This window comes from Mycobacterium persicum, from assembly GCF_002086675.1.
Classification (GTDB): Bacteria; Actinomycetota; Actinomycetes; order Mycobacteriales; family Mycobacteriaceae; genus Mycobacterium; species Mycobacterium persicum.
In genome coordinates, this window is record NZ_MVIF01000059.1 from 25,324 (window position 1) to 36,037 (window position 10,714).

Genomic DNA, 10,714 nt, shown 5'->3' on the forward strand with positions numbered 1-10,714 from the left:
CGCTATGCTGGCGCCACAGGGGGTGCCCTGTGGTACTCGTCACCACCGTTGCTCGGCACGATGGGGCCGGGCAGTCTCAATTCAATGGCGAAATGGGGTCATGTCTACCGTGAAGACAAAAGGCGCTCTGATCTGGGAGTTCAACCAGCCGTGGTCGGTCGAGGAGATCGAAATCGGTGACCCCGTCAAGGACGAGGTCAAGATCCAGATGGAAGCGGCGGGCATGTGCCGCTCCGACAACCACCTGGTCACCGGCGGTATTCCGATGGCGGGTTTCCCGGTGCTGGGCGGACACGAGGGCGCCGGAATCGTCACCGAGGTGGGTCCGGGGGTGGACGACATCGCCCCGGGCGATCACGTGGTGTTGTCGTTCATCCCGTCCTGCGGGAAGTGCCCCACCTGTCAGGCCGGGCTGCGCAATCTCTGCGATCTGGGGGCCGGGTTGCTGGCCGGCGCCGCGGTAAGCGACGGCACCTTCCGCATTCAGGCCCGCGGGCAAAATGTCTACCCGATGACGCTGTTGGGCACGTTCTCGCCCTACATGGTGGTGCACCGCAGCTCGGTGGTGAAGATCGACCCGTCGATCCCGTTCGAGGTCGCCTGCCTGGTCGGCTGCGGCGTCACCACCGGCTACGGGTCGGCGGTGCGCACCGCCGACATCCGGCCCGGTGACGACGTCGCCATCGTCGGTCTGGGCGGCGTCGGGATGGCCGCGCTGCAGGGCGCGGTTGCCGCCGGCGCGCGCTACGTCTTCGCCGTCGAGCCGGTGGAGTGGAAGCGCGACCAGGCGCTGAAATTCGGCGCCACCCACGTCTATCCCGACATGAATGCCGCGCTGATGGGCATCGCCGAGGTCACCTATGGTCTGATGGCCAAGAAGGCGATCATCACCGTCGGCGAACTCCAGGGCGCCGACATCGACAGCTACCTGACCATTACCGCCAAGGGCGGTACCTGCGTGCTCACCGCGATCGGCAGCCTGCTGGACACCAATGTGACGCTGAACCTGGCGATGTTGACCTTGATGCAGAAGAACCTGCAGGGCACCATCTTCGGCGGCGGTAACCCGCAGTACGACATTCCGCAGCTGTTGTCGATGTATCGGGCCGGGAAGCTGAACCTGGACGACATGATCACCCGTCAGTACCGGCTGGAGCAGATCAACGACGGCTACCAGGACATGTTGGACGGGAAGAACATTCGCGGTGTCATCCGATTCACGGACGCCGATCGATGACCCAGACGGCCCATTCTCCGGCGCTGACGGCGTCGCAGTCGTCGTGGCGTTGCGTGCAAGCTCACGATCGGCAGGGTTGGCTCGCGTTGATGGCCGACAACGTGGTGATCGAGGACCCGATCGGCAAGTCCGTCACGAATCCGGACGGCAGCGGGGTGCGCGGCAAGGACGGCGTTGCCGCTTTCTACGACACCAATATCGCGGCCAATCAGTTGACGATCACCTGCGAGGAAACGTTCCCGTCGAGTTCGCCCAACGAGATCGCCCATATCCTGGTGTTGCGCAGCAGGTTTCCGGGCGGCTTCACCAGCGAGGTCCGTGGCGTGTTCACCTATCGCGTCAACGACGAGGGGCTGATCATCAACATGCGGGGCTACTGGAACCTCGACATGATGACGTTCGGCAAGGAGGAATAGGCGTATCAGCCGATCCGGCCGATTCCGGTGATGTTGCCTTGCATGATCTTGTTACCCATCAACACCATGCAGGCGGTTTGAATCGGGTCGCTGAGGATGGTAGCCGATTTCGGTTGCTGCAGAAGCACTTTCCCGTTGCCAGGGTCGATGACGGCGAATGCGAAGACGTCCAGTGGTGTGGTGTTGTCCAATCCGATCCGGGTGATGGTGTAGATCAGGCCGTCGGCGATGGACAGATGCGGCAATGCGGCGCTGCGAGTTCGACTGTCCCACACGGTTCGGCATCCGGTGGGCTCGACGTCTACCCTGGTCATCCCGCCGACGAACGGCGCTGTCGGCGGCACTGCCGGGCCGGCGCCCGCCGGGACCGCCGGGTAGGGGTAGCCGTAGGTGCTGGCGATGAACATCGAATTCCCGACACCGATGGGAGAGTTCTCGCTGCCCGGGCCTCCTTGGGTCAGCACCGGTTGCTGGCAAAACAGCGTGCCGGTTCCGGATTGGTAGACCAGCGCGTGGACCAGCGGATCGGCGTTGTCGACGATGGTCAGATAGTCGGCGCCGGTCGGGCCGAAATAGGTTGGCGTGGAACCGGTTCCCCAACTGAGTTGCCCGGGTTTGCGGGCGGGGCCTCGGTCATAGGCTTGGCGCCACAACACCTGCGGGTTGCCCAGACCGTCCAGGTTGACTTCGTAGAGAGCGAACGTGGTGGCGACCGCGACGCGGTTGCTCGGTGACGCGGAGATGCTGTTCGCTACCTGCTCGCCGGCGGGCAATTGCACGCTGGCGACGCCCCCGCCTGTTTTTGCCACCCCCACCACGCCGGTGCCGGTGGCGAACCAGACGTTGCCGAGATAATCCGGGACGACGCCGACGGATTGGTCGCCGGGCGGAATTACGCTGGACACGTCGGTGGACTCGGTGACGGTTAGCTGCCAGCGGCCCTTGGCGTCCTTGCCGTGTGCGATGCGTAGCAGGTGGTTGGTTCCGTCGATCATCACCAACTGGTCGTTGTTGTCCAAGTAGGCATAGACGCCGCCGAGCAGCCCGCCCTTGGCGATATCCATGCTCGCCAGCGGGATGACCCGCGGCACAATGCCGTTGGGATCGATCAGGTGCACTACCGGCGCCTGGGTGATATCGGACGTGCACAGCGCCAGCACCAGGCCGTCGGTCCCCTGGGTGATGGTCGGGCACGCGGCCACCAGCGGGTACGCCAAGATCGCCGCCGGCCGGGCGCCGGGTCCCGGAAGCGGTCCCGCGTCGGCCGAGCCGGCGTCGTTGTGCATGGACGCCAACCCGTTCGGCGCCATGAACGGATTCGGCGGCGCCAATGGGCCGAACGTGGCGGCCGCCCGCGCCGAAGCGGGGAGCGTTCGCGAAACAACCCCGGGTACAAGAGAAATGGCGCACGCGGCCAGCAGTGCCGTAGGAACGGCCAACATTGCCGCGGGAAACCGCACCAAGGTCCCCTCCCGTGCATTGGGTTACCGAGGATTCTGGCGATCGCGGACGACGACACGGCAACACTGTGCTAACGATTTCGCTTCGAGATCCGAGCACACCTTGATCGCGGTCAACCCCGCATCCACACCATGCACGCCCGGAAAACTGCCGCCGACCGAAAGCCGTTGAAGCCCAGGCCCGCGAAAAGCCCCGCCCAGGGTGCGAGCGGCGAGTACCCTCACAGCCACCGATCGCGTCGGGGACGAACACGGTGTTGACCTCCGCCCCGTGTGCCCGCGCCAGGAGGCAGCAGTGTCGTATGTCGTGGCGACCCCTGAATCACTGGTGACTGCTGCCGGCGAGTTGGCCAAGATCGGGTCGGCGGTCAACGCGGCGAACACGGCAGCAGCCAACTCCACCACGTCGTTGCTGGCCGCAGCCGCCGACGAGGTCTCTACCCGCATCGCGGCGTTGTTCGGCGCGCACGGCCGGGAATGCCAGGCGGTCATCGCACAAGCGGCGCAGCTGCACGAGCGGTTGGTGCGCACCATGGCCGCAACCGCGAACTCGTATGCGACCACCGAGATCGCCAACTCCGAGCGAACTCTGCGGAACGCGGTCAACGCGTCGGCCCAGACCCTGTCGAGGGGTGGCGCAGCCGGTCCTGCCCCGATTGCCACCGCGGCGGCGGGCACGCGGATCACGATCCCCGGCGCCGGGCCGCTGTACTATCCGAACTTCATCACCACGCTGCCCTATCTCGGGCAGGTGCTCCTTCAAGGCGGTGTCCCGGGGCCAGGTTCGGTGTCAATTCTGCAGGGCTACGACTTACTCAACCACGCCATCGGGCAGAACTGGTTCCCCGGCACCACCGCTCAGCTTGTCAACTACCCGGCCAGCATTGGCATCCTCAGCGGTAGCCTGGCCGCTCCCGGCACCAACGACGCCGTCGCCATGGGACAGCGAGCGCTCAATGACCAAATCATGAACGCGGTTGCCAACGGTAACGGCTCACCGGTGCACATTGCCGGGCTGTCGCAGGGAACCATCGTCGTCAACCGCGAATTGGCTTACCTGGCAACCAACCCAAGCGCTCCGCCGCCTCATGCTCTGCAGTTCGCCATGTTCTCCAGCCCCGAGCAGGGCCTGGCGAACATCTACCTACCGAACGGGATGACCGTGCCGTTGATCGACTACACGGTGCAGGGACTACCGAACACCCAGTACGACGTCAGCGTGGTGTACGGCCAGTACGATTTCTGGGGTAATCCGCCGGACCGGCCCTGGAATCTGCCGGCAGCGGTGAATTCGCTGTTCGGGGCGGCCTACTTCCACAACACGGCATCACTTGCCTCAATGTCGGACGCAGTGCAGGTGTCCAGCGCCACCACCTCCTTGGGCGGCACCATCACCACGTACCTGATCCCCTCGTCTACACTGCCAATGTTGTTGCCGTTGAAGGAGATCGGTGTCCCACAACCAATCGTCGACAACCTCAACTCGGTTCTGCAGCCGATTGTCAATGACGGCTATTCGTCTGTGACACCTAACGCCGGGCCGTACTTCTCACACGGGTCACTGGTCGGCTTGCCTACCGCCGCGGATCTGCTGGGCTCGGTGCAGCGTGGACTTTTCGGGTTCGCGCCCAACCTCTTCGGGTGACGGCGGGCCGCCGATGCGCCCACCTATGCTGGATCCATGGCGTCGATCTTCACCAGGATCATCAACCGCGAGCTACCAGGCCGTTTCGTCTACGAGGACGACGACGTCGTCGCGTTCCTGACGATCGAACCGATGACCCAAGGCCACACGCTGGTGGTGCCCCGCGCCGAAATCGACCAGTGGCAGGACGTGGACACCGCGGTGTTCGCCCGCGTCATGCAGGTCAGCCAGCTGATCGGCAAGGCGGTCTGCACGGCGTTCCACACCGAACGGGCCGGTGTGATCATCGCCGGGCTTGAGGTTCCGCATCTGCACATCCACGTGTTCCCGACCCGCAGCCTGCATGACTTCGGATTTGCCAATGTCGACCGCAACCCGTCGCCGGAGTCGCTTGACGAGGCGCAGGCCAAAATCAAGGCCGCACTGGCTCAACTGACCTGAGCCGCAACCTCGCTGACCCGCGGCAGGGTGACGCGAAAACAGCACCCATCGCCCGGCGCGGTCGTCACACTGACAGCACCGCCGTGAGCCCTGACCAAGGAGTCGACGATCGACAGGCCCAGGCCGGTACCGCCGCTGGCTCGGGCCCGCGACGAGTCGGTGCGGTAGAAGCGCTCGAAAACCCGCGACGCGTCTTCCTGGCTCATGCCCGGTCCCTTGTCGGCCACCTCAAGCACCGCGTCATCACCCTCAGTGCCGACGCGGACGGTGATGTCGGCGCTTTCCGGGGTGTGCTGCAACGCATTTGCGACGAGGTTGCTCAGCACCTGGCGCAGCCGGGCGTCGTCGCCGAGCACCTCGGGAGTGCCGGGGCCTTCCAGGAATTCCAGGGTGATCGTGCGCTCGGGGTCGATCGCCTGCGCGTCATGCACCGCGTCGCTTGCCAACGCCAGCAAGTCCACCTGGTGCTGTTCCAGCGGCCGCTGGACGTCCAGGCGGGCCAACATCAGCAGATCATCCACCAGCATGCCCATCCTGCTGGCTTCGCTCTCGATCCGAGACAGCAACATGGAGACGTCGCGGGCAGCACCCTGGCGGTACAGCTCCGCGAAGCCGCGAATCGTGGTCAGCGGCGTGCGTAGTTCGTGGCTGGCGTCGGTGATGAAGCGGCGCATCCGATCCTCGGAATCGCGCGCCTTCTCGGCAGACGATTCGGAGTCCGCCACCGCCTGCTGGATTTGCGACAGCATCCCGTTGAGCGCCGACGAAAGTCGGCCCACCTCGGTTCGGGGATCGCGCTCGGGGACACGGCGGTCCAGCTGCCCGGCGGCGATCGCCGCTGCGGTCTGTTCCACCTCGCCCAGCGGCCGCAGGCTACGGCGCACCACCGCGTAGCCGGCGATACCGACGACAACCAGTACGGCAGCGCCGATGCCGATCTGCAACCAAACCAGCCATGAAACCGTGTGCTGGACGTCGGACAGATCGATGGCCACTGTGGTCAGGCCGCCATGGGCGCCGTGCACCGAGACCGCGCGCCATTCGATGTCCGAGCCGTTCACCGAGGGCAGGGTCGTCGGATCCGGACCCACGTCGTTGCCGGGCGGCAACGCCGGCTCGGCATTGCGGTCGTTGATGGCGGTAACGGTATGGCCGTCGGGACTGATGCCGCGCACGTAGAACTTCGACGGCGGCCGGGCGGGATCGGGCCCTTCCCCGTGGGACATCGAATGCTTCCACGGGGACTGCGCCCAGGTACGCGAGGCGTCCAGCAGCGTCGAGTCGATCCGACTGATCAGGCTGTGCCGAAGGATCGAGGTGACCGCCACGCCGGAAGCCAACAGACCGCACAGCACCAGAACCAGGGTGGCCGCGACCAGGCTTACCCGTAGCGGTATTCCGCGTCGACGGTACGTGGCCATACTCGCTACCTAGCCGGGCCAGGCACCACACGAAGCGCGCTCATCGTGGCTCCCGCAGTACATAGCCCACCCCGCGCAGGGTGTGCAGCAGCCGCTTCTCGCCGGTGTCGATCTTGCGGCGCAGGTAGGAGACGTAGGATTCGACAACGTTGACGTCGCCGCCGAAGTCGTAGCGCCACACGTGGTCCAGGATCTTCGGCTTGCTCAACACCGTGCCGGCGTTGATCACGAAGTAACGCAGCAAGGTGAACTCGGTGGGCGACAGCGACACCGGCTGGCCGGCCTTCCACACCTCATGTGTTTCCTCGTCGAGCTCGATATCGGCGAACGTCAGGCGGGAATTGCGCGGTTCGGCGCTGCCCTTGCCGGCGCGGCGCAGAATGACCCGCAGCCGGGCGACGACCTCCTCCAAGCTGAACGGCTTGGTCACATAGTCGTCGCCGCCCAGAGTCAGGCCGGCGATCTTGTCCTGCAGGGAGTCTCGGGCGGTCAAGAACAACGCCGGGGCATCGATGCCGTCGGCCCGCAGTCGGCGCAGCACCCCGAAGCCGTCCATGCCGGGCATCATCACATCGAGGATCACCGCGTCCGGGCGGGCTTCCCTGGCCCGGTCCAACGCCTGTGCTCCGTTGCTGGCCGTATGGACCTCGAATCCCTGGAACTTCAGGCTCACCGAAAGCAGCTCGACAATGTTGGCCTCGTCGTCGACGACGAGGATGCGAGCTTCCGGTGTGCTGGCTTCGCCCGGGTTCACTGCGGTCATGACAACCATTCCTGCAGCACGTAGTTGAGTACTAGCTTCACGTTCATTGAGTACTTCCTGAGAGCTCGTTGGCAGTCGACTGATAATAGTCTGCCAGGAATCGGCTGATCGGCTTGAACCCGTGCGCAATTATTTGGCCGCGTCGCGAATAGACTCGCAGGATGAATCTCGGCAACACCCTCGTCGCCATCGCGACTGCGCCCGCCCGTGCCAGCCTCGCCGCCGCCGAAACCAGCCTCAACCTGGCCGGCGCAGCGGTCGGGCTGGCCAAGCAGGCACTCGGTGAGACCGGTGGCGATGCCGGATCCCACGCCATGGCCAGCGTGTTGGGGATCGAAGAGGCGATCGTGCGCGCCAACCGGCTGGCCAAGCTCCTGGACGAAGACGCGCCGCTGGGACGCGCGATCGCACCCGACGGGCCGATGGACCGAATGCTGCGCCCGGGTGGGGTGGTCGACCTGCTGACCGCGCCCGGCGGATTGCTCGATCGGTTGACCGCCGAGGGAGGTGCGATGCAGCGCGCGCTGCAACCGGGCGGGCTGGCCGACCAGATACTGGCCGAAGACGGCCTGGTCGAACGGGTGCTTTCCGAGGACGGGTTGGCTGATCGGCTGCTCGCCGAGGGCGGCCTGATCGACAAGCTGACGTCGAGGAACGGACCGCTCGAACAACTCGCCGACGTGGCCGACACCCTGGCCCGGCTGGCACCCGGGATGGAGGCGCTCGAGCCCGCGATCGCCACCCTGCAGGACGCCGTCATCGCGCTCACCATGGTGGTCAACCCGCTCAGCAACATCGCCGAGCGCATTCCGCTGCCGGGCCGCCGGCCCCGCTCGGCGTCGCGGCCGGTGCGCTCGCAACGCGTCATCGACAGCGAGCATTGACCCGTTAGGCTGGCACCGGTTAACCAGGCCTCCTTAGCTCAGTGGTAGAGCACTCGCCTTGTAAGCGAGCGGTCGTCAGTTCAATCCTGACAGGGGGCTCTCGGTCTCGGATGGCGTTTGCGCTGTTTATGGCGTTTTTTGCCGAGTATTCGCTCGATTGAATGTGTGATCGACTAACATGGCGCCACCACACGGGGTGACGTCCGCAGAGCATTTCATGGTGCGGAAGGTAGGTCGGGGGTGTGCCGTGGTAGCCATTCATTTCATCTCGGGTCTGCCGCGTTCGGGTTCGACGTTGCTGGCCGCACTGCTGCGACAAAACCCGCGGTTCCAGGCGGGAATGTCGGGGCCGCTGGCCGGCCTGTTCGGCGCCCTGCTCGACGAAATGAGCGGGCGCAACGAGTTTTCGGTGTTCATCGACGACGCCAAGCGCGAGCGCATCCTGCGCGGGTTATTCGACGATTTCTATGCGGACTCCACCGCCCAGGTGATCTTTGACACCAACCGCGGCTGGTGTGCGTGGATGCCCGCGATTGCCCGGCTGTTTCCCGAGGCGAAAGTGATTGCCTGCGTGCGTGATCTGCAGTGGGTGGTGGACAGCATCGAGCGGTTGATTCAACGCAACGTCTTTAGCCCGTCGTCGATCTTCAACTACAGCGCCGGCGGCACCGTCTATAGCCGCGCCCAACAGGTGGTGGCGCCCGATGGCATGGTGGGCGGTCCCTACGATGCTCTCAAGCAAGCCTGCTATGGCGCGCAACGGGATCGACTTTTGTTGCTGCAGTACGAAACCCTGAGCACCGACCCGGCCAAGGCGATGCAGGCCGTCTACTCGTTTCTCGGTGAGCCGGTGTTCGACCACGACTTCAGCCACGTCGAGTACGACGTCACCGAGTTCGACGAGCGCGCCGGGACACCGGGACTACACACCGTGCGCCCCACGGTCACGGCCGAACCGCGCGACACGTTGCTACCGCCGGATCTGTTCAACCGCTTCATCCACGACGCCTTCTGGCGCGACCCGGAGAGGAAACCCGCCGGGCTGACGGTCGTGTGAGGTAAGCGCCGGTTTCGCGTACCGAGCATGGGATGAACGGACTGGCTAGGCGATGTGGACGCCCAGTCGCTCCAGGTGGGCCGGTGCGCGCAGCCGCGCGGATGCCGCCGCAGCCTGATGCCTCGACCGGGCAGTCGCAGCACCGTATGACGGCAACCGCGGCCGTGTCTTTCGACCGGCCGCGGTTGGCGTTTCGATCAGCGGCGAACTCTCACGGCACATTCGCGCCGGGCGTACCGGTAATGACCGCTCCCGTCACGAGGGCGGGAGGCGGAACTGTGAGGTCGGCGGCTCCGCCGTTGCCGCCGGCGTTGCCTGCGCCGGTGCCGCTACCGCCGTCGCCGCCGGTGCCGGTGCTGGTGGTGATGGCGCCGCCGGTGTTTGCGGTGAAGGCGGATTGCCCACCGGTACCGCCGATGCCGTCGGTGATGCCGTTACCGCCGTCCCCGCCGTTGGTGGCGCTGCTGATGACGGTGCCGCCCCCGAGGGCGTTGATTTGGGCGATGTTTCCGGCGCCGCCGATGCCGCCGCCGCTGCCGGCCCCGCCGACCCCGCCGGTCGCCGAGCCAGTAGTGACGGAGCTGCCGGCGTCGCTAGCGAAGAGGGTGGCCCTGCCTCCGTAGCCGCCGCGGCCGTTGGTGCCTGCGCCCCCGTCACCGCCGGTGGCCGTGCCGCCAGTGACGGTGCCGCCGCTATTACCTCTGATCCCGGCGTAGCTTCCGTTGCCGCCGTAGCCGTTGGTGGTGCCCGCGCCCCCGGCGCCGCCGATGGCGATGCCGCTGGCGTAGCCGCCCGCGCCGTAAGCGGCGACGATGGCGACGCCGCCGCCGCCACCGCGGCCGTTGGCGGTGCCCGCACCCCCGAAGCCGCCGGTGACCGTGCCAGTGGCGGTGCCGCCGCTATAAGCACCGATTCGGGTGCCGCCTCCGTAGCCGCCGCGGCCACCGGTGGTGCCCGCGCCCCCGACTCCGCCGATGGCGGTGCCACTGGCGGAGCTGCCTGCACCGTTGGCAACGAGGTAGCCGCCACCGCCGGCACCGCCGCGGCCACCGGTGGTGCCCGCACCCCCGACGCCGCCGATGGCCGTACCAGTGATGGTGCCGCCTCCGTTGGCGCTGATGATGGCGATGCCTCCGCGCCCGCCGTTGGCACCGACGGTGCCGCCGACCCCGCCGGTCCCGCCGGTGGCGGTACCGTTGGCGGAGCTGCCGACACCGCTGGCGGCGAGGGTCGCGTTGCCTCCGGAGCCGCCAGCCCCGCCCGCGGCCACGGTGGTACCGGCGCCGCCGGCGCCGCCGTCACCGCCGGTGGCGGTACCGCTGGTGCTGCCACCGCTGGTGGGTAGCACCCTGGCGCTCCCGCCGCCACCACCGCCGCCACCGCCGTAGCC

The 10,714-nt window shown here is 66.5% G+C and carries 9 protein-coding genes, 1 tRNA gene and 1 pseudogene; 7 read left to right on the plus strand and 4 right to left on the minus strand.

The window, feature by feature from the left end; genetic code table 11:
• The first annotated feature begins 109 nt into the window (after positions 1-109).
• Together BST40_RS17580 and BST40_RS17585 are read left to right on the plus strand one after the other, a co-directional pair.
• Positions 110-1,237 carry an NDMA-dependent alcohol dehydrogenase gene (locus BST40_RS17580; protein ID WP_083154964.1) on the plus strand — a complete coding sequence of 376 codons (1,128 nt, stop codon included), beginning with the start codon at positions 110-112 and terminating at the stop codon, positions 1,235-1,237.
• Positions 1,234-1,653: a ketosteroid isomerase family protein gene (locus BST40_RS17585; protein ID WP_075545667.1), complete on the plus strand. Its 420-nt coding sequence runs from the start codon at positions 1,234-1,236 to the stop codon at positions 1,651-1,653. The genes BST40_RS17580 and BST40_RS17585 overlap by 4 nt, the downstream gene beginning before the upstream one ends.
• A gap of 5 nt (positions 1,654-1,658) precedes the next feature.
• Here BST40_RS17585 and BST40_RS17590 read toward each other — a convergent pair whose 3' ends face one another.
• Positions 1,659-3,113 (minus strand): hypothetical protein, encoded by a 1,455-nt coding sequence (locus BST40_RS17590; protein ID WP_075545666.1) that lies wholly within the window; start codon positions 3,111-3,113, stop codon positions 1,659-1,661.
• Positions 3,114-3,408: 295 nt separating this feature from the next.
• Here BST40_RS17590 and BST40_RS32585 point away from each other — a divergent pair, with 295 nt between their 5' ends.
• Positions 3,409-4,758 carry a PE-PPE domain-containing protein gene (locus tag BST40_RS32585; RefSeq protein ID WP_083154956.1) on the plus strand — a complete coding sequence of 450 codons (1,350 nt, stop codon included), beginning with the start codon at positions 3,409-3,411 and terminating at the stop codon, positions 4,756-4,758.
• A 36-nt stretch (positions 4,759-4,794) separates the two neighbouring features.
• Positions 4,795-5,199: an HIT family protein gene (locus BST40_RS17600; protein WP_075545664.1), complete on the plus strand. Its 405-nt coding sequence runs from the start codon at positions 4,795-4,797 to the stop codon at positions 5,197-5,199.
• On the opposite strand, the gene BST40_RS17605 is transcribed toward BST40_RS17600, so the two are convergent.
• The gene (locus BST40_RS17605; RefSeq protein ID WP_075545663.1) at positions 5,187-6,620 is read right to left on the minus strand and encodes a sensor histidine kinase; all 1,434 of its coding nucleotides are present in this window, start codon (positions 6,618-6,620) and stop codon (positions 5,187-5,189) included. The genes BST40_RS17600 and BST40_RS17605 overlap by 13 nt on opposite strands.
• Positions 6,621-6,660: 40 nt before the next feature.
• A complete protein-coding gene (gene phoP / locus BST40_RS17610; RefSeq protein ID WP_075545662.1) occupies positions 6,661-7,383 on the minus strand; it encodes a two-component system response regulator PhoP in 723 nt (240 codons plus the stop codon).
• 161 nt (positions 7,384-7,544) lie between these two features.
• On the opposite strand from phoP, the gene BST40_RS17615 reads away from it, so the two are divergent.
• The 3 genes from BST40_RS17615 (at position 7,545) to BST40_RS17625 (ending at position 9,324) form a co-directional block, all read left to right on the plus strand.
• A complete protein-coding gene (locus tag BST40_RS17615) occupies positions 7,545-8,267 on the plus strand; it encodes a hypothetical protein (protein ID WP_075545661.1) in 723 nt (240 codons plus the stop codon).
• A 27-nt stretch (positions 8,268-8,294) separates the two neighbouring features.
• A tRNA-Thr gene (locus tag BST40_RS17620) sits at positions 8,295-8,366 on the plus strand.
• A gap of 148 nt (positions 8,367-8,514) precedes the next feature.
• A complete protein-coding gene (locus tag BST40_RS17625) occupies positions 8,515-9,324 on the plus strand; it encodes a sulfotransferase family protein (protein ID WP_089025200.1) in 810 nt (269 codons plus the stop codon).
• Positions 9,325-9,535: 211 nt separating this feature from the next.
• On the opposite strand, the pseudogene BST40_RS32590 reads toward BST40_RS17625, so the two are convergent.
• Positions 9,536-10,714, minus strand: a pseudogene (locus BST40_RS32590) (PGRS repeat-containing protein); the annotation flags it as partial.

What these genes read in the sequence shown, in the direction of transcription:
- BST40_RS17605 (WP_075545663.1), bottom strand. Translation starts at nt 6,620, where the DNA reads ATGGCCACGTACCGTCGACGCGGAATACCGCTACGGGTAAGCCTGGTC.
- phoP (WP_075545662.1), bottom strand. Translation starts at nt 7,383, where the DNA reads ATGACCGCAGTGAACCCGGGCGAAGCCAGCACACCGGAAGCTCGCATC.
- BST40_RS17615 (WP_075545661.1), top strand. Translation starts at nt 7,545, where the DNA reads ATGAATCTCGGCAACACCCTCGTCGCCATCGCGACTGCGCCCGCCCGT.
- BST40_RS17600 (WP_075545664.1), top strand. Translation starts at nt 4,795, where the DNA reads ATGGCGTCGATCTTCACCAGGATCATCAACCGCGAGCTACCAGGCCGT.
- BST40_RS17585 (WP_075545667.1), top strand. Translation starts at nt 1,234, where the DNA reads ATGACCCAGACGGCCCATTCTCCGGCGCTGACGGCGTCGCAGTCGTCG.